This window comes from Mycobacterium sp. (assembly GCF_032159565.1).
Lineage (GTDB): Bacteria > Actinomycetota > Actinomycetes > Mycobacteriales > Mycobacteriaceae > Mycobacterium.
In genome coordinates this window covers 1-24,623 of sequence record NZ_JAVHWR010000197.1, presented here as the reverse complement: position 1 = coordinate 24,623, position 24,623 = coordinate 1, and the positions used below count along the sequence as shown (strand labels likewise).

Annotated in this window: 23 protein-coding genes and 1 pseudogene; 10 read left to right on the top strand and 14 right to left on the bottom strand. The window is 65.8% G+C overall.

Going from position 1 to position 24,623, the window contains the following annotated elements; all coding sequences use genetic code 11:
- The first annotated feature begins 69 nt into the window (after window positions 1–69).
- The 3 genes from QOC76_RS26945 (at window position 70) to QOC76_RS26935 (ending at window position 2,902) form a co-directional block, all read left to right on the top strand.
- Complete coding sequence (locus QOC76_RS26945) at window positions 70–831, top strand: DUF427 domain-containing protein (RefSeq protein ID WP_526362252.1); 762 nt, start codon at window positions 70–72, stop codon at window positions 829–831.
- 182 nt (window positions 832–1,013) lie between these two features.
- Window positions 1,014–1,598: a carboxymuconolactone decarboxylase family protein gene (locus tag QOC76_RS26940; RefSeq protein ID WP_526362250.1), complete on the top strand. Its 585-nt coding sequence runs from the start codon at window positions 1,014–1,016 to the stop codon at window positions 1,596–1,598.
- Window positions 1,599–1,975: 377 nt separating this feature from the next.
- On the top strand, window positions 1,976–2,902 hold the full coding sequence (locus QOC76_RS26935) for an alpha/beta hydrolase (protein ID WP_526362264.1): 927 nt from the start codon (window positions 1,976–1,978) through the stop codon (window positions 2,900–2,902).
- A gap of 32 nt (window positions 2,903–2,934) precedes the next feature.
- Here QOC76_RS26935 and QOC76_RS26930 read toward each other — a convergent pair whose 3' ends face one another.
- Window positions 2,935–3,687: a trypsin-like peptidase domain-containing protein gene (locus QOC76_RS26930; RefSeq protein WP_526362248.1), complete on the bottom strand. Its 753-nt coding sequence runs from the start codon at window positions 3,685–3,687 to the stop codon at window positions 2,935–2,937.
- A 13-nt stretch (window positions 3,688–3,700) separates the two neighbouring features.
- Complete coding sequence (locus tag QOC76_RS26925) at window positions 3,701–4,720, bottom strand: NADP-dependent oxidoreductase (RefSeq protein WP_526362246.1); 1,020 nt, start codon at window positions 4,718–4,720, stop codon at window positions 3,701–3,703.
- A 179-nt stretch (window positions 4,721–4,899) separates the two neighbouring features.
- Between QOC76_RS26925 and QOC76_RS26920 the strand changes: the two genes are divergently transcribed.
- The gene (locus tag QOC76_RS26920) at window positions 4,900–6,630 is read left to right on the top strand and encodes a PE-PPE domain-containing protein (protein ID WP_526362244.1); all 1,731 of its coding nucleotides are present in this window, start codon (window positions 4,900–4,902) and stop codon (window positions 6,628–6,630) included.
- Between the two features lie 12 nt (window positions 6,631–6,642).
- Here the strand turns inward: QOC76_RS26920 and QOC76_RS26915 are convergent, their stop codons facing one another.
- Complete coding sequence (locus QOC76_RS26915; protein WP_526362242.1) at window positions 6,643–7,167, bottom strand: DUF3558 family protein; 525 nt, start codon at window positions 7,165–7,167, stop codon at window positions 6,643–6,645.
- Between the two features lie 557 nt (window positions 7,168–7,724).
- On the opposite strand from QOC76_RS26915, the gene QOC76_RS26910 reads away from it, so the two are divergent.
- On the top strand, window positions 7,725–8,774 hold the full coding sequence (locus tag QOC76_RS26910; RefSeq protein WP_526362240.1) for an MmpL3/TtfA transport complex stabilizer: 1,050 nt from the start codon (window positions 7,725–7,727) through the stop codon (window positions 8,772–8,774).
- A 147-nt stretch (window positions 8,775–8,921) separates the two neighbouring features.
- Here the strand turns inward: QOC76_RS26910 and QOC76_RS26905 are convergent, their stop codons facing one another.
- The 4 genes from QOC76_RS26905 to QOC76_RS26890 are packed head-to-tail and all read right to left on the bottom strand — an operon-like array spanning window position 8,922 to window position 11,686.
- A complete protein-coding gene (locus QOC76_RS26905; protein ID WP_526362238.1) occupies window positions 8,922–9,611 on the bottom strand; it encodes a response regulator in 690 nt (229 codons plus the stop codon).
- A complete protein-coding gene (locus tag QOC76_RS26900; RefSeq protein WP_526362236.1) occupies window positions 9,608–11,164 on the bottom strand; it encodes an ATP-binding protein in 1,557 nt (518 codons plus the stop codon). Before QOC76_RS26900 ends, QOC76_RS26905 begins: the two co-directional genes overlap by 4 nt.
- Window positions 11,161–11,397 (bottom strand): hypothetical protein, encoded by a 237-nt coding sequence (locus QOC76_RS26895; protein WP_526362234.1) that lies wholly within the window; start codon window positions 11,395–11,397, stop codon window positions 11,161–11,163. The genes QOC76_RS26900 and QOC76_RS26895 overlap by 4 nt, the downstream gene beginning before the upstream one ends.
- 58 nt (window positions 11,398–11,455) lie before the next feature.
- A complete protein-coding gene (locus tag QOC76_RS26890; RefSeq protein WP_526362232.1) occupies window positions 11,456–11,686 on the bottom strand; it encodes a hypothetical protein in 231 nt (76 codons plus the stop codon).
- A gap of 240 nt (window positions 11,687–11,926) precedes the next feature.
- Here QOC76_RS26890 and QOC76_RS26885 point away from each other — a divergent pair, with 240 nt between their 5' ends.
- Entirely contained in the window at window positions 11,927–13,366 is a 1,440-nt protein-coding gene (locus tag QOC76_RS26885; RefSeq protein ID WP_526362230.1) for a dicarboxylate/amino acid:cation symporter, read from the top strand.
- A gap of 67 nt (window positions 13,367–13,433) precedes the next feature.
- Here QOC76_RS26885 and QOC76_RS26880 read toward each other — a convergent pair whose 3' ends face one another.
- Complete coding sequence (locus QOC76_RS26880; protein ID WP_526362228.1) at window positions 13,434–13,757, bottom strand: hypothetical protein; 324 nt, start codon at window positions 13,755–13,757, stop codon at window positions 13,434–13,436.
- 165 nt (window positions 13,758–13,922) lie between these two features.
- Between QOC76_RS26880 and QOC76_RS26875 the strand changes: the two genes are divergently transcribed.
- Both QOC76_RS26875 and QOC76_RS26870 read left to right on the top strand, forming a co-directional pair.
- Window positions 13,923–15,083, top strand: coding sequence for an alpha/beta fold hydrolase (locus QOC76_RS26875; RefSeq protein ID WP_526362226.1), 1,161 nt, complete (start codon window positions 13,923–13,925; stop codon window positions 15,081–15,083).
- A 66-nt stretch (window positions 15,084–15,149) separates the two neighbouring features.
- Window positions 15,150–16,781 (top strand): long-chain fatty acid--CoA ligase, encoded by a 1,632-nt coding sequence (locus QOC76_RS26870; protein ID WP_526362224.1) that lies wholly within the window; start codon window positions 15,150–15,152, stop codon window positions 16,779–16,781.
- Between the two features lie 70 nt (window positions 16,782–16,851).
- Here QOC76_RS26870 and QOC76_RS26865 read toward each other — a convergent pair whose 3' ends face one another.
- From QOC76_RS26865 to QOC76_RS26850, 4 genes and pseudogenes are all read right to left on the bottom strand, one after another.
- The gene (locus tag QOC76_RS26865) at window positions 16,852–17,739 is read right to left on the bottom strand and encodes a type IV toxin-antitoxin system AbiEi family antitoxin (protein ID WP_526362222.1); all 888 of its coding nucleotides are present in this window, start codon (window positions 17,737–17,739) and stop codon (window positions 16,852–16,854) included.
- Between the two features lie 169 nt (window positions 17,740–17,908).
- A complete protein-coding gene (locus QOC76_RS26860) occupies window positions 17,909–19,099 on the bottom strand; it encodes a thiolase family protein (RefSeq protein ID WP_526362220.1) in 1,191 nt (396 codons plus the stop codon).
- Window positions 19,100–19,383: 284 nt separating this feature from the next.
- Complete coding sequence (locus QOC76_RS26855; RefSeq protein ID WP_526362218.1) at window positions 19,384–21,078, bottom strand: serine/threonine-protein kinase; 1,695 nt, start codon at window positions 21,076–21,078, stop codon at window positions 19,384–19,386.
- A gap of 131 nt (window positions 21,079–21,209) precedes the next feature.
- Window positions 21,210–21,560 (bottom strand): annotated as a pseudogene (locus tag QOC76_RS26850) (AfsR/SARP family transcriptional regulator); the annotation flags it as partial.
- 88 nt (window positions 21,561–21,648) lie between these two features.
- On the opposite strand from QOC76_RS26850, the gene QOC76_RS26845 reads away from it, so the two are divergent.
- Together QOC76_RS26845 and QOC76_RS26840 are read left to right on the top strand one after the other, a co-directional pair.
- Window positions 21,649–22,698, top strand: coding sequence for an NAD(P)H-dependent amine dehydrogenase family protein (locus QOC76_RS26845; RefSeq protein WP_526362216.1), 1,050 nt, complete (start codon window positions 21,649–21,651; stop codon window positions 22,696–22,698).
- Between the two features lie 9 nt (window positions 22,699–22,707).
- Window positions 22,708–23,181, top strand: a complete 474-nt coding sequence (locus QOC76_RS26840; RefSeq protein WP_526362214.1) for an SRPBCC family protein — start codon at window positions 22,708–22,710, stop codon at window positions 23,179–23,181.
- Between the two features lie 4 nt (window positions 23,182–23,185).
- On the opposite strand, the gene QOC76_RS26835 is transcribed toward QOC76_RS26840, so the two are convergent.
- Both QOC76_RS26835 and QOC76_RS26830 read right to left on the bottom strand, forming a co-directional pair.
- Entirely contained in the window at window positions 23,186–23,908 is a 723-nt protein-coding gene (locus QOC76_RS26835; RefSeq protein ID WP_526362212.1) for an HAD family acid phosphatase, read from the bottom strand.
- A partial coding sequence (locus QOC76_RS26830) for a zinc-binding dehydrogenase (protein WP_526362210.1) occupies window positions 23,908–24,623 on the bottom strand: 716 nt, incomplete at its 5' end. The genes QOC76_RS26830 and QOC76_RS26835, both read right to left, overlap by 1 nt.

Here is a 24,623-nt window from a genome sequence, read left to right as displayed (position 1 = left end):
TCCGGCACGATTTACTCGAAAGGTATGACACCGCGTGTGCTCGGTGCATTCCCGGGACATCATGGCTGAATGAGCGATGATCGCGATTACCCGCAGATGGCCGCCTCGCGCGGACGGATCGAGCCGGCGCCGCGGCGGGTCCGCGGCTATCTCGGCCACGAGCTGGTCTTCGATACCACCCACGCCCGCTATGTCTGGGAAGTGCCGTACTACCCGCAGTACTACATCCCGCTCACCGATGTGCGTACGGAATTTCTGCGCGACGAGGACCACCCACAGAAGGTCCAGTTGGGCTCGTCGCGGCTGCACTCGCTGATCGGAGCCGGCCACACACATGAGAAGGCGGCCAGGGTGTTCGACGACGGACCCGTCGCGGGCCTGGTGCGCTTCGAGTGGGACCAGCTCAGCTGGCTGGAGGAGGACGAACAGATCTACGGTCATCCGCGCAATCCCTACGCACGCGTGGACGCGCTCCGGTCACACCGTCATGTCCAAGTGCGGCTGGACGACGTCGTGCTCGCCGATACCGTCTCTCCAGTACTGCTTTTCGAAACCGGCTTGCCGACAAGGTATTACATCGACTATTCAGATGTCGCCTTCGAGCATCTGGAGCCCAGCGACACCCAGACGCTCTGCCCCTACAAAGGCACCACGTCGGGCTACTGGTCTGTCCGGACTGCTGACACGCTGCACCCGGATCTGGCCTGGACATACCACTACCCACTCCCGGCGGTGGCGCCGATCGCAGGCTTGGTGGCGTTCTACAACGAGAAACTCGACGTCGTCGTCGACGGTGTCTCGCTGGCACGGCCGAAGACGCACTTCAGCTGACTCAGCCCGCGTTCAGGCGCTCGGTCTGCGCCCGAAACAGCTCCGGTAGCGCTGTTGCGACCTCGGCGACGAGCGTGACACCGATGCCGCGAGACGCCGTCGTGAATCCTGACGACATGCACGGACTCCACCCCGGTCGAAGGATTACGCTCGCTTCGTCCCTCCCTGGCGATCGGAGCATCATGGCGCGAATCACACCGGCCGACGGTTTCGCCGCGATACCGACCACGGATATCGGTCAGGGTGATCGCATCAACCTCGGTGTTGCAGGCATCATGTCGCGCCTGCCCGATGTCGCCGCCGCCGTCGGTGGCGTCACCGGTGCGCTGCGCGAGGCGGGCGTCCTCTCGCCACGGCTGATGGAGCTTGTCCGGCTGCGCATCGCCTTTCACAACCAGTGCCGCAGCTGTATGTCGATCCGCTACCAGAGCGCGATCGACGACGGCCTCACCGAGGACGCGGTGTGCTCACTCGAGCGACCGGCCGAGGCGTCGGACCTAACGGACCCCGAGCGCAGCGCATTGCGGTTCGCTGACCTGTTCGCGACCGACCATCTCGCGATCGGCGACTCGGTGTATGACGACCTGCGCCGGCATTTCACTGAGGACCAGTTGGTCGCCTTGGGCGTTCACTGCGCGCTGTGCGTCGGGCTTGGGCGCCTCGCCGCGACATGGCATGTCGTCGACGATCTGCCCGACGAATATCGGGCCGACAGCGGAACCCCGCTCGCGCCGTGGAGCGCGAATTCCGTTGTCGCGTCGGGCTGAATCTTTACCTTGAAGGCGTCTGCCAAGGCGTCTGCCGCTGAACCAGTGCGAGATGATCGACGTACGCAATCCGCGGGAGCGTACGGAACTCGTGCGTGTCGGCGGCCGCGGCGACCGCGACTTCGCCCCGGTGGTCGTCGCGCGGACCATCACGGTGTCGCTCGACTGCTCACGTCGATGGACCTCACAATCTCGGAACGTGTTGATAACAAGCCGATCACGCGCGGCGCTGCAGCGCCGCGTCTGTCATGTGCCGTTGCTACCTTGCGCGAAGGCGAGCCCGAGACAGATGAGGTGTGGCGGTGTTGGTGGCGGAACACGTGGTCGACAGGACGTTACGTGCGTGGTCATATGCGGTCGCGGTGGTATCGGTGGCGATGCTGGCTCTGACGGTCAGCGTGGTTCAGGCTCAGACCGCTGCGGCGTACTCGCGGCAGGGTCTGCCGGTGGAGTATCTGGAGGTTCCGTCGGCTGCCATGGGGCGCGACGTCAAGGTTGAGTTCCAGGGCGGTGGCCCGCACGCCGTCTACCTGCTGGACGGTTTACGGGCCCAGGACGACGCGAGTGGCTGGGACATCAACACCTCGGCGTTCGAATGGTTCTACCAGTCGGGGATCTCGGTCGTCATGCCCGTCGGCGGTCAGTCCAGTTTCTACTCCGACTGGTACCAGCCGGCAGCAGGTAGCTCGGGCACGCAGACATACAAGTGGGAGACGTTCCTGACACAGGAATTGCCCATGTACCTTCAGGCCAACAAGGGTCAGGACCCGTCCAACAATGCCGTTGTGGGACTGTCGATGTCGGGCGGTGCGGCCATGACGCTCGCCATCTGGCATCCGGCGCAGTTCATCTTCGCCGGCTCGTTGTCGGGCTTCCTCAACCCCTCACAGGGTCTGTGGCCGACGCTCATCGGCCTCTCGATGAAGGACGCCGGCGGCTTCAACGCCGTGGACATGTGGGGAAACACCAGCGACCCGGCCTGGCGCCGCAACGATCCGATGGTCAACATCAACACGTTGGTGGCCAACCGAACGGCTCTCTGGGTCTACTGCGGCAACGGCGGACTCTCTGATCTCGACGCCAACGACGGAAACTTCGGCACCCAGTTCAGCGCGCAGTATCTGGAGACCATCACGGTGGACACCAACAAGCAGTTCGAGCAGAAGTACATCGCTGCGGGCGGACGCAACGCGATCTTCAAGCTCCCCGAGAACGGCACCCACAGCTGGGGCTACTGGGGGGCGCAGCTGCAGGAGATGAAGCCGGACCTGCTGCGTGTCCTCGGCGTGCAACAGCAGGCGTGACCGGTCACGTCCTCATTCGTAGTGGAGCCGTGCTAGTAGACGCAATCGCCGGTGTCGGCGGCTTGCGTACCACCGACCTGTGCCATCTGGGGCGCCACCTGTGCAGCAGTCATCGCGAAGCCGGTCGTCGAATCATTGGTCTCCGCACCGAAATACACGCCGAGAACGTGTCCGTACAGGTCGACGACGGCGCTACCGCTCGAGCCGGGCCGCGGGAACGAGCCGATCAGTATGTAGACCTGTCGAGTGACCGACGTCGCCTGGTAGATGTCCGGGCCCTTGATATCGGAGACCTGGCGGATCTGGGTGGGGGAGGCCTTGAACGACGCGGCACCGGGAAAGCCGAGCACCAGCGCGGGAGTACCGGTACCGGCCGTGTACTCGGCGAACTCCAATGGCGCCGCAGACAGACCGGGCACGTCGAGGATTGCGATGTCGGCTCGCGGGTCGTAGGAAACCACCTGCGCGTCAAGGGACTTCGCCTGCGCGTCGACGGAGAAGGTTTCGGCGCCTGCGACGACGTGAGCATTGGTCATCACCTTGTGGGGTGCGACCACGAAACCGCTGCCCTCGGAGATCTTGAAGCAGCTCTCCGACTCCCCGTGTACTTTCACCACGCTGGGCCGCGCCTTGGCCACGACATCGTCGGACGACTCTGCCGGAGCTTCCGCCGATGGCGTGGCTGGGTGTGCCAGCCGCCGCAGGGTCTCGCCGATCTCGCCGCTGCAACCCGCCGCCGAAACCGTCACCGCCAGCAGCAACGCCGCTGTCCGAACCCGTTTCACCGTCGCGTTACCTCTAGGCGAGCGTCGGTGCGCTGACCTTCACGAGCATCTTTCCGATGTTAGCCCCGGTGAACAGCCCGTTGAGCGCGTCGACGCACGAGACGAGCCCGTCGAACACCGTCTCGCGGTGGACGAGCAGGCCCTCCTGCTCCCAGCCGCTCAGTGCGGTGAAGGCTTCGTCGAAACGGCCCCACTCGTCGAGCGCGTTGAACCCCTGCATCAGCGCGGTTTTCGACAGCAGGTTCACGTAGTTGGCCGGTCCGGGATGGTCTCCGGTCAGATAACTGGAAATGACGCCGCACAGCACGACCCGGGCCTTCGGCGCCAAGCGGCCCAACACCGCATCGAGGATCGGTCCGCCGACGTTGTCGAAGTAGACGTTGACGCCTCGCGGGCAGTGCTCCTTGAGTGCGGACCGCAAGTCCTCGGTCTTGTAGTCGATGCAGGCGTCGAATCCGAAGTCGTCGACCACCGCCCGGCACTTCTCGGGACCGCCGGCGATGCCGACGACGCGCGCACCGGCGATCCGCGCGATCTGGCCGGCGACCGACCCCGTCGCGCCGGCTGCCGCCGAAACGACGACCGTCTCACCGGGCTGCGGTCGACCCACGCCGGTCATCCCGAAATACGCTGTGGCGCCGGTGGGGCCGTACACCGACATGACTGCGAGCTGGTCGGTGTACCCGACCACCGGCGTGGCGAATATGTCATCGCGGATGATCACGTAGTCCTGAAAACCGGTCAGCGTGGTGACCACGTCGCCGACGGCGTAGGCGTCGCAACACGATGCCACCACCTCTCCGATGCCTGCTGCGCGGATCACCTCTCCGATTTGCACCGGCGGCAGGTAGCCGGGCTGGTCGTCGAGCCATGTCCGCGCCGCTGCGTCGATGCCGACATAGGTGGTGCGAAGCAGAGCCTCGCCGTCCGCCGGCTCCGGTGCCTGCGAGGTCACCAGTTCGGTGTCGTCGGGCTTGACCAGTCCGACGGGGCGTCGCCGGAGCAGGATCTGGCGGTTCATCACGTCGGCCACGACGCCGAAACTAGCGAAAGCGGCGGTCGTCCGGAGCATCTACGGTGCAACGTGTCCGGCTGTGACTTTGCGCAATCGGTTGCGGGCAAACCAATCGAGTCGCAGAATTCACTTGAGCCACATGGGAGCGGCTCGGCGCGCGGGGGCGTCCACTGCGATAACTGCCTCTGGAGCTTGCCGTGCGCCGTCTCTTCTACTCCGCCGGTGTCGTCGCGCTGTCTATCGCCTCCACGGTCGTGCTGGCGAGCATGCAGACGATGACTGTGCTGGTTGCGCTCACTGCGACGGCGCTGATCATGGGCGGAACCGGGCATCCGCTGAGCAGCCCGCAGGACAGCCCGGACTTCATCAACAGCTACACCACCGACGCCAACAACGACTACATCGTGCTGACCGGGTTCTGCGGCGCCGAGTCCTGCACGCCAACAGCGGTCAGCACACCCGAGCAGTTCATGCCGGTATCAGGAGCGATGCCCTTCGACCAGTCGGTCGGCCAAGGTGTGGTCAATCTCGACCAGGCGATCAACGCGCAACCCGTCGGCGAGTCGATGGTCGTGTTCGGTTACTCGCAGAGCGCGCGAATCGCCTCGATCCAGAAAGCCAACCTCGCCGCGTCAGGCTCGACACTGCCGGTGTCGTTCGTGTTGATCGGCAACCCGAACCGTCCCAACGGTGGCATCCTCGAGCGCTTCGAAGGTGTCAAAGTGCCCATTGCCGGAATCACTTTCGACGGCGCCACACCCACCGACACGAACTTCAAGACCGTCGACGTCACGCGTCAGTACGACGGCTGGTCGGACTTCCCGAACAACCCGCTCAATCCGTTCGCGACCGCCAATGCCATTGCGGGGATTCAATATCTGCACGGCGACTATCAGAGTGTCGGACTCGGCGATGCGCTGTATCAGGGCGCGTACGGGGACACCGACTACTACATGATCCCGAGCCGGCGGTTGCCGTTGCTGATGCCCCTCGCCGATGCGGGCGTGCCGAGCCCGGTGGTGACGATGCTCGACGCACCGACGCGGGTGCTGGTGGAAGCCGGCTACGACCGGACGATCAGCCCCGGCGCGCCGACACAGGCGAGCATCCTCTACTTCCCGAACCCGGTGCAGACCGGCATGAACTTCATCATCGCGATCCCGACCGGAATGGATGACGGCGCACAGGAGGCCGCCAACATCCGTCCGTTCGGAACACCACCGATAGATCAGCGCAGCCCCTACGGAGTGGGCGGACCGCCCGTCAACGCCGGTTCGTTCGACTCCACCGGTGCACCGTTGGTCTCGCAACCGACCGCTCCCGCGCCGAAAACGCAGCCGCTGGCGCCTTCCCCGACCGCTGCGTCGATCACGGCACCGCCACCGGTCATTGAGAAGGCCGCGCCCGCGACACCGGTCACTGCGCCAGCGCCAGGTTGGTGGACGCCGGCTGCGCTGCCTAAGCCCGCGGCCGCCGACGTGTCCGCGCCCGCTCCGGCCGTCGACCCCAAACCCGCGCCGCTCGACATGCCGAAACCGGCCCCCGTCGACATGCCCAAACCGGCGCCGCTCGAGCTTCCCAAGCCGGCGCCCGTCGAGCTTCCCAAGGGTGACCCGCCCACGGGTGATCTCCCGCGGGTGGACATCCTGCCGAAGATCGTGCCGCCCAAGATCGATCCGCCTGCGGAGGCGCCGATCGCGGAACTGCCGAAGCCGGCGGACGTCCCGGCGCCGGCGTTCGTGCCGCCCGCCATCCCAGCCGCACCGCTGGCTCCGCCCGCGCAGGCGCCGGTGTTGCCGGAGCTGCCCGTAATCCCCGCGGCGCCGCCTCCTCAACTGCCCGCGTCGCCGCCGATGCCGGCATTGCCGCCCCCGCCACCCCTGCCTAACATCGCCGGGATCCTCGGAGGAATTCGCCTGCCCTTCTGAGGTCAGATCCGGTCAGGAAAACGCGCTCACCTTCGGAAGCAATGCTCCTGCTACCTTTTCGGCTTCGGCCTGACTTTGTTGCTCGTCGCGCCCGCGCGCGTAGACGTCGACCTGGGTGGTGCCGACGAGCACGTAGAGATGGCCGTCCCGCGAGAATGCGCCGTCACCGAACCCGGGAATCGTCGCCGAGTCTGCCTGGGCGACAGTGAAATCGCCGCTTGTCGTCCGGGACAGGAACACTGCAAGCTGGCCCGAGGACTGCTGCCACTGGCAGTAGCGAGTCGAGGCGGTCGCGTCGGCACCGTCCCTGTCGATCTGAGTGATGTCACGCCCGGTCAATTCGGTGACCTCGGCGTCACTCAAAAGGGTGCACGGGTCGGGGAAGCTGCCGCCTTCTCCCTGCGGATTCTGGGCGACGGCCGAGGACGTCGCCTCCGTCGCCGAAGACGTCGATTGCGCGGCAGGCGGCGACGCGTCACGCCCGCAACCGGCCAAGGCCAGTATCAGGATGATGAGGGTGCCGAGTCGGCGAGTCATGAGTTCCTCTCGGTAACGGCGGTCCGCGGATCAGATACTTCACCGCTGAACGGTCGGTCGTGCCCGAATCAGGAGAATCGGGCAGCGTCGGTCCCGTTCGGATCCAGCGAACGCTCACTCGACGGCGTCGCGGCCGCCATGGCCGGTTCGGCTGACGCACTCGGATGCAACACGTTCACCGATGGGGTGCGACACGAGTTTGCTGGAACGACGTTATGTGTTCTGCATCTCACTTTGATGGCCAAAAGTAAGAATTCGTTATTCAACCTCATTGGTCACATTTGGGCGCGCCGCTTGCTGAAGACTTGTATCCCCACGTCAAGCGCATAAATGGGCTTGCCAAAAAAGGGTAACAAGTCGATAACGAATTATTTCCTAAGCACTACCTGAGACTTAACTAAAGCTTGGCCACAATCGGTGTACGAGGCTTCTCGGCGGCCGAATTTTCGTCGCTACACTCGACCGAGACCTGCGTTGAACAAGCGCGCAAGACGTACATCACCGCCGGACGAAGCCACAACCGGCCACAAGCACTGATGAACAGGGCAAATACCGTCATGCATAAGAACACTGTCCACGCGGATGCAACCAAGGCCGCGGCTGTCGAACCGGACTTCGTCGTACTGGGGACTGTCGATGTCGAGCGCGGTGCTATCGCCGATCTCGCGATCAGTGCCGACGGCACCACAATCGTCGCGACCCACTACGGCGACCAAAGTGTTTCGGTCATCGACGCCTACGCAATGACCGTCGATGCCGACATCGAGATGCCTGTCGAACCGCATCTGGTGACCGCCACGCGGCGACGCGCCTACGTGACGATCTCCGGGCACCACTATGACTCGATCGCGGTCATCGACACCGAGAACAAGCAGGTCATCGCCAACCATCAGGTTCTGGGCGTCGCGACCGACGTTGCGGTGAGCCCGGACGCCACGCGGATCTTCGTCGGCCGGGTGGGCGACGACAGCGTTGGCCTCGCCGTGATCAATACGTTCGGTCGGACACACATCCTCGACATCGCCGACGGCCTCGGTCGCACGGTGGACGCTGTGCGGGTCGGTCCCAACGGGCGCATCGTGTATGTCGCCACCTCCGACGCCGACAGCGGCACGCTGTTCGTCGTCGACGCGGCGGCGGGCCGCGTGATTCGCGAGGTTCCCATCGCATCGCCGATCAGGGATATCGTGCTGAGCCGCGACGGCGCGCTGGCCTACGTCGCCAGTTTCGACACGCATTGGGGCGGCTCCGTCGACATCATCGACACCGCCGTCAACGAGATCACCGCAAAGGTGGGCATCGGCGGCGCGCCCATGCAAATGGCACTCAGCGCCGACGGCGCGCGCCTCTACATCGCGGACTACGAGCACGTCGCCGTGCTATGTACAGAGACCAATTCCGTCGTCGACATCCTGACCGTCGTTGCCGAGCCGTCGTGCGTGGCGGTCGGCCCCGACAGCAGCCGGCTGTACATCGCCGACCACGCCGGGGCGATCACGGTGTTGTCGGTCGCATCGGATCCAAGCGATGCTGTGACCGATCAGCTGATCAGTTTGAACGTGAGCGCCGCACCCGAGCTTCGCAAGCTGGAGCCGGCGGGCGTTTAGCTCTAGCCGTCAGCGCCCCGCCTCGGTCATGCCGTCGCTGCCGTCCAACAACACGCTGGCCACCGGGTACACCATCGCCGAACGTGGCGCGGAGACGATTCGCCACGGCTGACCGCCGCGCGAAACCGATGTCCACCGGCTGGGGTCTTAGCGCCACTGGTAGCGGGTTTTCGGCCTGCCGGCCCTGCCGTAGTCGGTGTGCCGGGTGACGGTGCCCTCGTCGGCGAGGCGCTCGAGGTAGCGCCACGCCGTGACACGGGAGACTCCGACGTGCTTGGCCACCGCGTCGGCGGTCATCCCGTCGGGCGAATCCCTTACCGCACGGGCGATCTCGTCGTTGGTGCCTGCGGCGGCCCCCTTCGGAGCCGCGGATCGGTCGGCACTCACCCGCAATTCGGCGAGCGCACGGTCGACTTCGGCCTGGCTGGCTGCGTCGGTCCCCGCGGGCAACGCCTCGCGGTAGCGCTGGTAGCGCTCCAACCGGTCGCGGAACGCCGCGAACGTGAACGGCTTGAGCAGGTACGCCAGTGCGCCATGGCCGACCGCGGCGCGCACCATCTCCAGATCGCGTTCGGACGTGATCGCGATGATGTCCGGTGCCGGCCGCAGACCCGACAAACCGGACGCCAGTGAGATGCCGCTCGCGTCGGGAAGCCCGATGTCGAGCAGCACCAGGTCGATCGGCGACTCGTTCGCCGCTGCAGCGGCAGCCGCTCTCATCGCGTCGCGAGCCGTGTGGGTCACCGCCGTGACCGAAAACCCTTCCAGCCGTTGTAAGTACGCTTGATGCGCCTCGGCGATCAACGGCTCGTCCTCGACGATCAGAACACTGATCACGAGTCACTCACTGTGACCGTCACCACTGAACCGTATGTCACGTCGGCGGTCAGGGTTCCGTTGTGACGCTTGACAACTTGCGCGACGAGGGCCAATCCGAGCCCGTGCTGGCCGGTGTCGACGCCCGATTTGGTCGAGTACCCGCGCTGCATGGCCTTCTCGAAGGCGGCGGAGTCCATGCCAGAGCCGCTGTCGGCCACGCGGAGCAGCAGGGTGTGGTCGTCCTGGCTGACGGTGACCTCGACCCACGGGTTGTCGCGATCGCACGCATCCATGGCGTTGTCGATCAAGTTGCCGAGAACGGTCACCATCTCCTGGCCGGACAGTGGCACGTCATCGATGTTCGACGGCAGATGGGTGTCCTCGGTGACGGACAACTCGATGCCGCGTTCGTCGGCCTGCGCGGCCTTGCCGAGAAGCAGTGCGACAAGTGCGGGCTCGGCGACATCGGCCGAGAGACGATCGACCAATTGCTGGGACAGCTGGAGTTCATTGGTGGCGAACCTGACCGCTTCGTCGGCACGACCCATCTCGACCATGGTGATCACCGTGTGTAGCTTGTTGGCGGCCTCGTGCGCCTGCGAGTGCAGCGAGTCGGCGAGAACCTGCAGCGAGCTCAATTCGCCTAGTGCGCCCTGTAATTCGGTGCGGTCGCGGATGGTCACCACTTCAGAGTCTTGCGACCGGTTGTCCACCTGGGAGCGGTTGACCACGAGCACGCGGTCGTCGGTGACATGCACCTCGTCGCGCGCGCCCGGGTTGTAGGTGCGCAGGAACTCGGGTAGGTCCGAGGTGGCGACGGGGCCGGGCGGAAGGCCGAGCAATCGCCGCGCCTCGTCGTTGACGAGCGCCACCCCGTTGCGGTCGAGCACGACCAGTCCCTCGGACACCGAATGCAGGATCGCATCGTGGTGCTCGTACATCACCCGAAGCTCGCCTGGGCGTAACCCGTGGGTCTGCCGAAGCAGCCGTCGCCGGATCGCCCACACGCCGACCAACGAGATCGCCAGCGCCCCAACGCTGACCGCCGCAATCGTGGGCCATTGTGATCGCCAGCGCTCGGCCAGCGTCTGCTGGGTGATGCCTGCCGCCACCAGACCGACGAGCCTGCCGGAGCCGTCGTGCACCGGCACGATCGCGCGCACCGACGGGCCGAGTGTGCCGGTGTAGACCTCGGTGAACGCCTCGCCGCGGATGGCCGGCTCGATGGTGCCTAGGTAGTGACCGCCGATCTGGTTGGGATCGGTGTGGGTGAAGCGCGTTCCGTCGGGCGACATGATCGTGATGAACGCGATGTCGGTGTTGGTCCGGACGGCCTCGGTAACGGGCTGTAGAACTTCTGTGGCTCGTCCGGATTCGATGGCCACGGCCGTCGACGGTGAGTCGGCCAGCGCGGTCGCGATGGCGAGCACCTGCTGGCGTGCGGCGGCGTCGGCGTCCTGTCGGGCGTCGAGCACTGCCAAACCAGTGCCTGCCAACACGACCACTGCGATCACCAGGATCTGCAGCGCGATCGCCTGCGTCGCCAGTGACTTCGGCCACCACCTGCTCAAGGCCTGCTCATCTCCCCGGCCGCGATGCCGAACGGCGCTGGCCACCGCCCTGTTGTCGGGCACGAGTGTGTCGTCGAGTCCCTGCCAGAGGTGCCCGGTCCGTCCACGCAGATCAGGCGCAACCCGTTCTTCGTCGCGGCGTCCACGAGCGGACCGTTGGTATCCCCAACCTGGAGATACTCGCCGTCGGGTGTCGTGACTGCACGGGCCACGTCTTCCACGCCGCTGTCCACCACGCAATGAAAGCAGTCCGCTACTGGTCGGGCGGCCGGATTGGCCGGTGCGGATCAGTCATCCAGCACGGTGCAGCTTGGCCGTCCCGGCACCGGGGTTGGTGGCCCGATCAGGTTCATCGACGAGGTGCGCATTGGCAAGCGCCGGACCGGTGTGCGCCGAAAACAGGTCAGGAGCGGCTTTCACGGGGTCGTCGGCGTCGGCCGCAGCGGCCAACCCCAAGGCGCCGGCGGCCAGTCCTGCGGCCGCCAGGGGACCCGCGACGAGGCGGACGAGGTTCTTCTTCATGTCGATTCTCCTTCGGTGTTGGCGACATTCGGGTGAAGTGCCACGACTGAAGGTATGGACCGGCTGTCACCGTGGCTCGCTTGTGCGCACAACCCGCAGAGTGCGCGTTCCACGGCTTGTGCGCATTGAGCTCACCGCAAGGCGCCTGAACGTAATGAACTAAAACGTGACCCGGCTCACGCGCTGGCGGAACCTACTTGCACATCACATTCGATGTCGACCTGGAAGGTAAGTCCACACATGACAGTCATCGAACGCCAGCCCCCGGTAGCTGAGCCGCCGGATCCGCCGCGCCGCAAGGACCGTACGCATTGGCTCTACATCGCCGTCATCGCCGCTGTGCTGGTCGGTATCGCGGTCGGCATCCTCGCGCCCGATGTGGGCAAAAGCGTCGGCGTCCTGGGCACGATGTTCGTCGCGCTGATCAAAATGATGATCGCCCCGGTGATCTTCTGCACGATCGTGTTGGGCATCGGGTCTGTCCGCAAGGCCGCGACCGTCGGGAAGGTCGGCGGCTTGGCGTTCGTGTACTTCCTCGTGATGTCGACGTTCGCTCTGGCGATCGGCTTGGTCGTCGGCAACCTCATCCATCCCGGCAGCGGCATGCACCTGTCGGAAAGCGCCTCGGGCAAGGGCGCCGAACTGGCCGAGAAGGCGCACGAGTCGGGCGGGCTGACGGACTTCGTTGCGCACATCATCCCGGACACGCTGCTGTCGGCATTGACCGGAAGCAATGTGCTGCAAGCACTTTTCGTCGCACTGCTGGTCGGCTTCGCACTGCAGGCGATGGGCGCCCCGGGGGAGCCGATTCTGCGCGGCATCGAGCATCTTCAGAAGCTGGTGTTCAAAATTCTGGTGATGATCCTGTGGCTGGCGCCGATCGGCGCGTTCGGCGCGATCGCCAACGTCGTCGGACAGACCGGCTGGACCGCGGTCACGCAACTGCTGACGTTGATGCTCGGCTTCTACATCACCTGCGTGCTGTTCGTGTTCGGCGTGTTGGGCACGATCCTGCGCGTGGTCTCGGGTGTGTCGATCTTCAAGCTGGTGCGCTACCTCGCGCGTGAATATCTGCTGATCTTCTCGACGTCCTCGTCGGAATCCGCGCTGCCGCGACTGATCGCCAAAATGGAGCATCTGGGTGTCGACCGCAGCACCGTCGGAGTCGTCGTTCCGACCGGTTACTCGTTCAACCTGGACGGCACCGCGATCTATCTGACGATGGCGTCGTTGTTCATCGCCGACGCGCTGGGCAGCCCGATGTCGGTTGGCGAGCAGATCGGCCTGCTGGTGTTCATGATCGTCGCCTCCAAGGGCGCGGCGGGTGTCACCGGCGCGGGGCTGGCCACGTTGGCCGGCGGTCTGCAGAGCCACCGACCCGATCTGCTGGACGGCGTCGGACTGATCGTCGGAATCGACCGGTTCATGTCGGAGGCGCGAGCGGTCACCAACTTCTCCGGCAACGCCGTGGCCACGGTGTTGGTCGGGTCGTGGACCAAGACCGTCGACAAGGACAAGGTCAACGCGGTGCTGCGCGGCGACGATCCGTTCGACGAGCTGACGATGGTGGACGACGACCATGGAGCCGCCCGGCCGGCGACATCACACCCGAGCCCGCGCGGCCAAGAGCAGGACCAGCCCGCGCTCACGGGCGGCGCGAAAGTCCCTGCACCGGCGTAGGGCGCGCAGTGAAGAAGGCCCGGCCGGTACCGCCACCGGCCGGGCCTTCGCTGCGATCAAGCCTTAATCAGCGGCGGTTGCAGTCCAGCGTCACCGAGATGGACTGGCTGACCACATCCAGGACAAGCGCGCGGTCGCCGCCGAAGCCATTGCGGCCGGGGCCGATGTAGGGCACCCACTGGGTTACCTGCTTCGGATTGCGCACATTGGTCACCACGCATTCGCTCAGCGGCGCGCTGCCGGTGCGGTCGATGTTGACGGTGTAGCCCTCGTCCTGCAGCCGCTTGATGGTCGCCTGTGCGTCCTCCTCGGCCGACGCGATGCCTGCGGGCACGGTCATCGCTGCGCACGCGCCAACAATGGCAGCTGCGAGCGTCCACTTCTTACCCATTACCGCACCTCTCGTCGTTTGCTCAGGCAATGATCCCTCAAATAGATCGCCTGCGACACTCATTTCGTTCCCAACGATCACCAAGACGCTCGTCGTGAGGTTCATCGCCGGGCGGCGCAACCGTAATCAACCCCACATCCGCGGGGTTGGCCTTCGCTCGCTCGGATGAGCAACCATGATGGTGTGGTTCAGACATCGGTCGCTTCCCAGCCGGCCACGGCGACCCGGATCCGGCTATCCCACCACGTCATGACGCTCGACGACGGGCACAGGGTGGGCGTCACAGTGGGCGGCCAGGGCGTGCCGCTGGTCTTCCTGCACGGCATCGCCCTCAGCGGGCGGGCCTACGTGCGATTGCTGAGCCGGTTGGCGGGGATGGGGTTCCTCGTCGTCGCCCTCGACGCGGCGGGCCACGGCTTCACCCCTAATCTGCCCCGCAAGGAGGCCGACCTGACCCATCGTGTCGACCTGACCCTGCGCGCGCTCGATGCACTCGGCGTGCGCAAGGCCGTCTTCTTGGGCCACTCGATGGGCGGCCGGATGATCATCCAGTTGGCGGCCGCCGCGCCCGAGCGGGTGCTGGCCGCGGTGCTGTTGAACGCCGCGGCGGGCACGCCGTTCGACGAGTCCATCAGCACGCCGGTCCGGTCACCCCGCCGGGCGGCGCGGGCGTTGTTGAACGCCGCGTACGACGCCCCAGGTGATCCGCGCCGGCTGCCCGCGCCCGAACGCAAGCGCTACATGAGGCAGATGGCGGGCGCGCTGGCCCGCAATGTGCGGACGCCGCTCGGGCTACCCGGCGCTGTGCGGGCCATCATCGCCTCCGGCGACTCCACGCCGCTGTTGGAGGCGATGCGCGAGCACGGCGTGCCGACCATCATCGTGCACGGCGAGAAGGATCTGGTAGTGCCGTTCGCGAGTGCGCAGGACATGGCAGAGCGCGCCGACGCCACGCTGTACCGGGTACCCGGCGCCTACCACTCGTGGATGCTGGCCAACCCGCGGCACGGCGCCGACCTGGTGCGCCAGTTGCTGGCCGCCGAACTCGGCGACGTGCTGCGCGACACCGCCAGGGCGCACGGGATCGTGGGTGTTCCCGGTGGCTGGCAGGACGCCCTGCTGACCCCGGACTCACGCCTGCATTCGCTGGAGGGCAGGCCGCTTGAGGCCGTCGGCGTCGAGCCGCTCGAGCACATCGAACTCGACCGGCTGCGCAGCGTACGCCGAGCGCCGCCGCACCCGGTCGAGCGCCGTTTCCGCTGGTTCGACGGGTGGCGCCGCAGGCGCGGGCAATCGCCATCGGACGGAACCGCCGACATCGCCTGATCGGCGCATTACCATCGCGTCATCTGGCCGCGCCGGGCATGGCGCCCGAAGTCGGAGGGAAACCCGATGGACAGCACGATGCAGGACGTCCCGCTGACGATCACCGCCATCATGCGGCACGCCTGCGATCTGCACGGCGACCGCACGGTCACGACGGCAACGGGCGACGGTTATCGGCACACCACCGTCAAGGAGGTCGGGCAGCAGGCCGCCCGGCTTGCGAATGCGTTGCGCGGCATGGGCATCTCCGGTGATCAGCGGGTGGCGACGTTCATGTGGAACAACGCCGAGCACCTGGTCGCCTACATGGCCGTGCCGTCGATGGGCGCTGTGCTGCACACGCTCAACATCCGGCTGTCGCCCGAGCAGATCGCGTTCATCGCCAACGAGGCCGAAGATCAGGTCGTCATCGCCGACGTGTCGCTGGTCGCGCAGCTGGCGGCTGTCCTGCCGCAGCTGGAGACGGTGCACACCGTGATCGTGGTCGGCGACGGCGATGTCTCGGCGTTGTCGGAGTCGGGCAAGACGGTGGTGCGCTACGACGACGTGCTCGCAGGCCAGTCGCCCGAGTTCGACTGGCCGGATGTCGACGAGAAGTCCGCAGCCGCGATGTGCTACACCAGCGGAACGACGGGAAACCCGAAAGGTGTTGTCTACAGCCATCGTTCGAGTTACCTGCATGCGATGATGACCAATACCGCCAACGGGGTGAGCCTTGCGTTCGCCGACAAGGTGCTACCGGTCGTGCCGATGTTTCACGCCAACGCGTGGGGCATGCCGTACGGCGCCTTGATGGCGGGCGCCGACATCGTGATGACCGACCGGTTCCTCGACTCGAAATCGCTGATCGACCTGATCGAAACGCAACGACCGACGGTGGCCGCCGCGGTGCCGACGATCTGGAACGATGTTCTGCATTGCCTCGAAAGTGCTCCCGGACGCGATATCTCGTCGTTGCGGCTCGTCACGTGTGGCGGGTCGGCGGTACCCACGGCGATGATGAAGGCGTTCCAGAAGGAGCACGACGTGACCATCCTGCAGGCGTGGGGGATGACAGAGACCTCGCCGCTGGCAACGATCGCGCGGCCGTTGCCAGACGCGGACGGCGACCAGTATTGGGCGCAACGCGCCACGCAGGGCCGTGCGGTGTGCGGGGTGGAGGCGCGGATCGTCGACGACGAGGGCAATCCGCTGCCGCACGACGGCAAGGCGGTCGGCGAGGTGCAGGTGCGCGGCCCGTGGATCACCGCCGCCTACTACCGCAACCGCGACGAGTCGAAGTTCGCCGACGGCTGGCTGCACACCGGTGACGTCGGCCGCATCGACGCGCGCGGCTTCGTCACGCTCACCGACAGGGCCAAGGACGTCATCAAGTCCGGTGGCGAATGGATCTCGTCGGTGGAGTTGGAGAACCACTTGATGGGCCACCCCGCGGTCTCCGAGGCAGCCGTAGTCGCAGTCCCCGACGAGCGATGGCAGGAGCGGCCACTGGCCGTCGTCGTCGTCAGCGAGGGCGCCGATGTGTGCGCAAAGGACCTGAAGAAGTTCCTGGGCGACAAGGTGGTCAAGTGGTGGCTGCCCGAGCGGTGGGCGTTCATCGACGAGGTGCCGCTCACCAGCGTCGGGAAGTTCGACAAGAAGACGATCAGGGCGCGCTACGCCGACAACGCCTACGACATCGTCGAACAGCGCGACTGACGTTCTCTCGCGAGCAGACGCAAAGTCGCACACATTTGGCTTGATTTGTGCGAGTTCGCGTCTGCTCGCCTTAACTAGCGAGCTCTGCCCGAGCCAGGTGGCTGGCGATCCGGTCGGCGAGGTGCCAGGGGTGCCTACGCACGTCGTCGACAATTATCGGGATCACGGTCCAACCGAGCTCTTGTATCTTCGCGAGCCGTCCTTTGTCTCTGAGCATTTCTCGCCGACCAACATGCCACGCGATGCTTTCGTACTCTGCCGCGACCCAGTGGCCCGGCCACGCAAAGTCAACCCGCCACGTCTCGCCGTCAGCCCCCCGAATCTCATATTGGAGCTCGGGCGTTGGCAGCCCGTAGTCGATCATCACCAACCGCGCTTCGCTCTCCATGGCGGACTCAGCGCGTCCATCGGCATAATCCAGCAGCTCGCGAACCGCGACTATGCCCCTGCGTCCACTTTGCTCTCGAACAGCGTTTTCGAGATCGGCGCGGCCGCACGACATCGAATGAATTGCGGCATCCAGCACCGCCAGAGCGCGCGGGCGTCGAAGCGTGCGTGCGACCTCAACTGCAGTCCACGCCGGAGCCGTCGCCAGCCGGCCGGCGACGCGCGTCAGCGGCGCGCCGACTCGCTGATGAACGATTAGGCCGGTGGTGGACCGCATCCGTACACCCGGATCCAGCACGTGGACTGCGCTCGAGTTCTGGACATCGAAGCCATAGAGCGCAGCGGCCGTGCCCATACAACAGATTGCTTTCTGCCCCATAAAGGCGTCAAGCGCCGCCAGGCGCCGCAATAGGTCGGGTGCCTCCCTGGCGTACACGCCGCGCCATACGCGAAGGAGATTCCCCTTCTTCACTTGTACGTCGATCTGTTGGCGAGTCATTACGGGCAGCAGTTGCGCGGTGGTCGCGATGCCTCCGGCTTGCGCGATCAGCGCTGACGCGTCGGGTTGCACGTAGGGATGGTGAGCTCAGCGACAGACCTCGCGCACCTACGTGGCGGCCAACTGGGGATGAACGCGCGTCTGTGGGCAACCGGTCGATTGCCGAGCAGACGCGAACTCGCACAAATTGCGGCCGCAATGTGCGAGTTTGCGTCTGCTCGCGGCGAAAAGTCTCCCGCTGCTAGCGCTCGGCCCGCTGGTAGGCCGTCACCACCGCGGCGCCGCCGAGCCCGATGTTGTGCTGCAGCGCCGCCGCGACGTTGTCGACCTGACGCTTGTCCGCAGTGCCGCGCAGCTGCCAGGTCAACTCCGCGCATTGCGCGAGCCCGGTCGCGCCGAGCGGATGGCCCTTGGAGATCAGCCCGCCGGAGGGATTGACCACCCACTGTCCGCCGTAGGTGGTGTCGCCGTTGTCGATCAGCTTCGGCGCCTCACCCTCGTCGCACAGGCCCAGGGCCTCATACAGCAGCAGTTCGTTGGCGGAGAAGCAGTCGTGCAGTTCGATCACCTGGAAGTCGGACGGGCCGAGGCCCGACTGGTCGTAGACCTTCCGGGCCGCCTGGACGTTCATGTCGTAACCGATGACGTTCTTCGCGCTGCCGTCGAAAGTGCTGTCGAAATCTGTGGTCATCGCCTGCCCGACGATCTCCACGGCCTGACCCGCCAAACCGTGCTTGTCGACGAACGCCTCGCTGGCGACGATCGCTGCGCCTGACCCGTCGGAGGTGGGTGAGCACTGCAGCTTGGTCACCGGATCCGAGATCATCCGGGCGGCCAAGATGTCGTCGAGGGTGTACTCCTCCTGAAACTGCGCGTACGGGTTGTTCACCGAATGCTTGTGGTTTTTGTAGCCGATCTTGGCGAAATGTTCTGCGGTGGTGCCGTACTTGCGCATGTGCTCACGGCCCGCGGCGGCGAACATCCACGGTGCGACCGGCAAGGCGAACTCGTCGATCTCGGCCAGCGCCTTGACGTGACGACCGAGGGGTGACTCACGGTCTTCGGCGCCGCCCTGCAGCGGGCCGGACGCCATTTTCTCGAAGCCGAGTGCGATCGCGCAGTCGACCAGTCCGCCGCGAACCGTCTGCGCCGCAAGGAAAAGCGCCGTCGAACCCGTCGAACAGTTGTTGTTCACGTTGACGATCGGGATGCCGGTCATCCCGAGTTCGTAGAGCGCCCGGTTGCCGGACGTCGAATCACCCGAACAGTAGCCGACGAAGCCCTGCTCGACCTCCGAGTAGTGAATGCCGGCGTCCTCGAGTGCTTTCGTGCCCGATTCGCGCGCCATATCCGGGTAGTCCCAGCCCTCGCGGCGGCCGGGCTTCTCGAACTTCGTCATCCCGACTCCGACGACGAAAACCTTGTTTGACATCTCCTGCGTCCCTTCGCTGTCCTGCGATCGACAGAAACACAAAGCAAGCGAACTGTCTAGATGCCCTATCGATGAGGCCGGGTGAGAGAGGTCAGGGGAGCAGCGACGTGTGCTCGGGGCAGTAGTTGAAGACGGACTCGACAACGAAGACGGCGGCCTGGTTGGTGGTGAGGTCGGTGTTGGCGAGGATCTCGTTCCCCGGCTCTGTGCCGGTGTGACATCAGCGTCGGATGGCGCCCTTGATGGATTCTTGGAAGATTCTTGGAGCCGTCAGCAGCGATTGCTCAGCCGAAGTCGTTCCACCATTGATGCAGCTCCTCGAGGTTGTTGCCCTGCGCGTCGGCCAACAGAAGGTCGGCGTCCTTGGTCCACGTGACGTCGGGGTTGCCGTCGTAGGTGCCGCACGCGACCTGGCCCGCCACCTCGTCGGGGTTCGCGTTGTAGTTCCATGCCGTTGGCGAGTCGAGGTCGCTGCCGGGGCACTTCACCAGCTCGGTGTTCTGCGCGACGGCGTCCTTGAAATGCTGGTCCAGCGTCGTCTGGTCCGCGAAGATCGAATACCGCGCCACCTTCGGACCGGTGGGCACATTGGCTTGGCCGCAGTCCGCCGTGGCCAGGGCGCCGGTGGCCGGGGGGTGGGCGGGTTCGCAGACGCCGTCGTCGTAGCTGGCGGGCAACACGGCGAGCAGCTTGGCGTCGAAGTTGGCGGTGTTCACCGGCGGCGTCGTGCTCGGAGCCCTCGTCTTGGTGGTCGCGCGCGTCGTCGAGGTGCTGGTGGCGACGCTTCTGCCAGACGAGTCGTCCTTCTTGAGGACCCACCACACGCCGAAGGCGCCGAGGACCACAATGAACACCGCACCGGCGGCGGCCAACGGGATCCAGGCCGTACTCTTCTGCCGGGTTGGAGCCGGTGGCGGAGTGTTCCACTGCCCGTGCGCCGCGGACGGGGCGGCGGCGGGGAACGGCGGTGGAGTGGGCGGCGGTGGCGGTGTGTGCTCTGGCGGCACCGGCGGAGGGGTCTGATACGGAGACGGCGTGACGCCGGCCGGGGTGGCCAACGCGGTCCCGATGGCACCGGCGATGCCCGGCATCGTCGCCTCCTGACTGCGCTGCAGGATGTTCGCGGCCTGATCCTGATCGCGTTTTGTCAGTGCGTCGTTGGCGGCCGCCGCGAGATCGCCTGCGCTGGCATAGCGGTCGGCGGGCCTCTTGGCCATGCCGCGTGCGATCACCTGATCGAAGGCGGCCGGAATGCCGGGCCGCATCACGCTCGGCCGCGGTATCGGCTGCATCAGGTGCGACGTGATCACCACGCTGACGCTGTCGGCGGGGTAAGGCTGCGCCCCGGTCAGGCATTCGTGCAGCACGCACGCCAGCGCGTAGATGTCCGCCCGGTAGGTCACCTCGTCATTGGTGAACCGCTCCGGTGCCATGTAGGCGTATGTCCCTACGGCAGTGCCCAATTCGGTCAGCTTCTCGTCGGTTGCGGCATTGGCGATGCCGAAGTCGACCAGGTACGCGAAGTCGTCGCGGGTAAGCAGGATGTTCTCGGGCTTGACGTCGCGGTGCATGATGCCGGATTCGTGGGCGGCGTCGAGCGCCGACGCGATCTGGCGCACGATCGCCACGGCCCGGGCAGGCGTCATCGGACCGTAGTTCTTCAGGACCTTGCGCAGGTCTGTGCCGTCGATCATGCGCATGTCGACGAACATCACGCCGTCGATCTCGCCGTAGTCGTGGATCGGAACGACGTGGGGTTCCAGCAGTCGGCCCGCCGAGTGCGCTTCCCGCTGCAGCCGCTTGCGGAACACGGGATCGTGGGACACCGCCTGCGGCAACAGCTTCAGCGCGACGATGCGGTCCTTTTCGGTGTCCTCCGCCTCATAGACCTCACCCATGCCGCCCTTGCCGAGCAGTCGACGCAGCCGGTAGCGGCCGAACTCGGTGCCCACACGCGAGTCGCCTTCGGTGCCGCTCATCGGTCGCTCCTTGTCGCATTTGCCGGCGAATACACCCTAATGCCCCGGATCGTGCGTCACACCGCAAACAACTACACCTCTGGGGGCTGAACTTCGAGGACGAACTGGTGGTCGCAGATCCGGATGCGGTCTCCGTCGCACTTACCGAGTGCGAATCGACCTATGTCACAGCCATTTTCGGGCACGCTCAACCGGTATCCCGGCGGAGCGCTCGCCAGCGCAGTACGGGAGTCGACACCGATACGGCCCAGCAGCTTGCGGATGTTGGACACGTAGGAATGCAGGCTGGCGTGTGGCTCCGGGGGCGGGAACTGCTCCCACGCCGCCTCGATCAACGCATCGGTTGCGACGGGCCGGTTGCGATTGATCAGCAGCATGGCGAGCACCGCCCGCTGTTTGGGCGTACCAAGCGGCACCGGCGCACCGTCCACCCAGACCTGCAGCGGTCCCAGCACGCCGAACTCGGCACCCTTCTCGGCCATCACCGCAATTGTGACGTGCCTCGGCGGGAAGTGGTGTACACCTGAGTAGAACGTGTTCTAGTTTTGCGGCTTTCCTGGGAGGAACGACATGGGCCTTCGGGTCGTGCAATGGGCCACCGGCGGCGTCGGTGTCGCGGCGATCAAGGGCGTGCTGGAGCACCCGGAACTCGAGCTTGTCGGCTGCTGGGTGCATTCGGCGGACAAGGCGGGCCGCGACATCGGCGACCTGATCGGGACCGAGCCGCTCGGCGTCATCGCCACGGACATCATCGACGACATCGTCGCCCTTGACGCCGACGCGGTGATCTATGCACCGCTGATGGCCGATCCCGACGAGGTCGCCGCGCTGCTGCGGTCGGGCAAGAACGTCGTCACCCCGGTCGGCTGGCTCTACCCCAGCGAGCGCAGCGCCGCGCCGATGCGTGAAGCGGCACTGGAAGGAAACGCCACCCTGCACGGCACAGGCATGGCGCCCGGCGGCATCAGCGAGAAGTTTCCGCTGCTGTTCTCCGCATTCTCGACGGGCGTGACTTTCGTTCGCGCAGAGGAGTTTTCCGATCTGCGAAGCTACGACGCACCCGATGTACTCCGGCACGTCATGGGCTTCGGAGAGGTCCCCGAGAAGGCGCTGACCGGGCCGATGCAGAAGATGCTCGACAGCGGTTTCATCCAGGCCGTGAAGATGGTCGTCGCCAAGATGGGGTTCAACGCCGACCCGAAAGTGCGGGCGACGCAGGAGGTTGCGCTGGCCACCGCGCCGATCGACTCGCCGCTGGGCGTCCTCGAGCCCGGCCAGGTCGCGGGCCGCAAGTTCCACTGGGAGGCACTCGTCGACGGGGAGCCCGTCGTGCGCGTGACGGTGAACTGGCTGATGGGTGAGGAAAACCTTGATCCCGCATGGACATTCGGGCCCGGTGGCCAGCGGTACGAGATGGAGGTCCGTGGCAATCCGGACATCACCATCGCCGTCCACGGCTTCCACTCCGAGATCGGCGGTGAGGGCCCGGAATACGGCATCGTCGGCACAGCGGCGCACTGTGTGAACTCGGTGCCCGCGGTGTGCGCGGCCGAGCCGGGCATCCTGACCATGCTCGACCTCCCGCTGATCAGCGGCAAGGCGGCTCCCGGGCTCGGCTAATCTCGGGTCATGACGAAGCCGTTGGTGGTCGATCAGTCCCGCACCATAGCGATGGGCCAGGAGAGCGTGTTCGGCGACATGGTCCCGATGCCGCTGCCCGAGCTGTTCCGGCGTTGGTACGGCCCGATCCCGCCGATCAAGGAGACGCGCAACCAGACCGGCGACTGGGATGCGGTCGGCCAGTCGCGCACCGTCGTGCTGGTCGGCGGCGGCAGCATGCAGGAACAGTTGACCAGGTTCGATGCACCCCATTCGTTCGGGTACACGCTGTCCGAGGTCAAGGGTCCCCTGTCACCGTTGGTCGACCACGTCGACGGCGAGTGGATCTTCGAGCCGATCGGCGCGGGCACCAACGTGACGTGGCGGTGGACCATCTACCCGCGCAGTGGGCTCACCGCGTTCCTGCTGCCGGTGTTCGGCAAGCTGTGGAAGGGCTACGCCCGCCAGTCGCTGGAGGAGTTGTCCAGGCAGCTCGTGGGTTGACCCGTCACGGGATGCGATAGAACGGGTTCGGCAGCAGGTACGTGCGCTCGGCGAACCCGCCATCGAGGTCCGACGGCTGGTCGCCCATGTTGGCGACGATCGTGTAGCCCTCGGACTCGATCGTCTGCCGTTGCGGCGCCTTGAAGTCGGCTGCCGAAAGATAATGTGCGTCAGCAGGTTCCATGATCAAAAGGGTATAGCCGGTGTATCCGACGGCGGCCAGATTGCGTTCGGTCGCCGCGCGCTGCGACTCGGGGCGTCCGGTGATGAAGAAGATTGCCACGCCCAGGTCCTTCGCGGTGTCGTAGACATCCATCGTCGGCGGGATCACCGTCGACTGCGCACGCAGATCCCATTCCTGCCAGCCGCACGGGCCTTGCGACAGGTGGACACATGATCCACCGATGACGCGGCCGAAGTCGTCGGCTTTGATGGCTTCCCAGTTCGACAACGCAGTCTCGTCGATGTCGAAGACGACGGCTGGGCGGTTCACCCGCGGGGCTTCTTCATTGAGCCACGCAATGGCCGGCCACGCGGCCTGCTGCAGGTCGGTGAGATATGCGCCGCTGTCGTAGTAGTGCGTCGCCTCGGTTTTCAGGTCGCCGATGTTGGCCGGTTGAACCGGCGGCGGGACGATCGGGGCCGGTGGGGCAGGCGGTTCGGCGGCCGCCATCGGGGCGAAGCCGATGAATGCGGCGGCCAGTGCAGCCGCGATGCGCGCGATCATCAGAACCGGATCAACCCGCGCAGGTTGAGGCCGCTGCGCAAGTCGTCGTAGCCGGAGTTGATGTCGGACAGTGTGTACTCGCGTGTGATGAGCTCGTCCAGCATGAGTTGACCGGAGTCGTACAGGTCGAGCATCCGGAAGATGTCGATGCGCGGGTTGGATGAGCCGAAAAGCGAACCGCGGAGCTGCTTCTCGAAGAGCGTCAGATCGACCAGAGACAGGTTCACCTGCTTCTCGTCGGGGTGTGCCATCGCGGTCATCACCACGCGTCCTCGCTTGCCGACCAGGCTCAGCGCCTGCGCGACGTAGGCGCCCTCGGCGACGTCGGTGGTGACGACGCACACGTCCGCCTTCTGCCCGTGGGTCAGCCCGGTCATCAGCTTCGCGGCCTCCTCGAGCGTCGCCGCGGTGTGCGTGGCGCCGAATTCCGTTGCCCGCGTGCGCTTGTACTCGACAGGATCCAGGGCGACGATGTGCCGCGCCCTGACGATCCGGGCCGCCTGAACCGCGTTGACGCCGACACCGCCGACCCCCATCACCACCACGGTGCTGCCTGCGGTGGCCTCCCCGGTGTTGACCATGCTGCCGTATCCGGTCGTCACGCCGCAACCGACGAGCGCCGCCTTGTCCAGCGGGACACTGCGGTCGACCTTGACGACCGACGCCGTCGGCACGACGGTGTACTCCGAAAACGTTCCCAATAAACACATTTGGC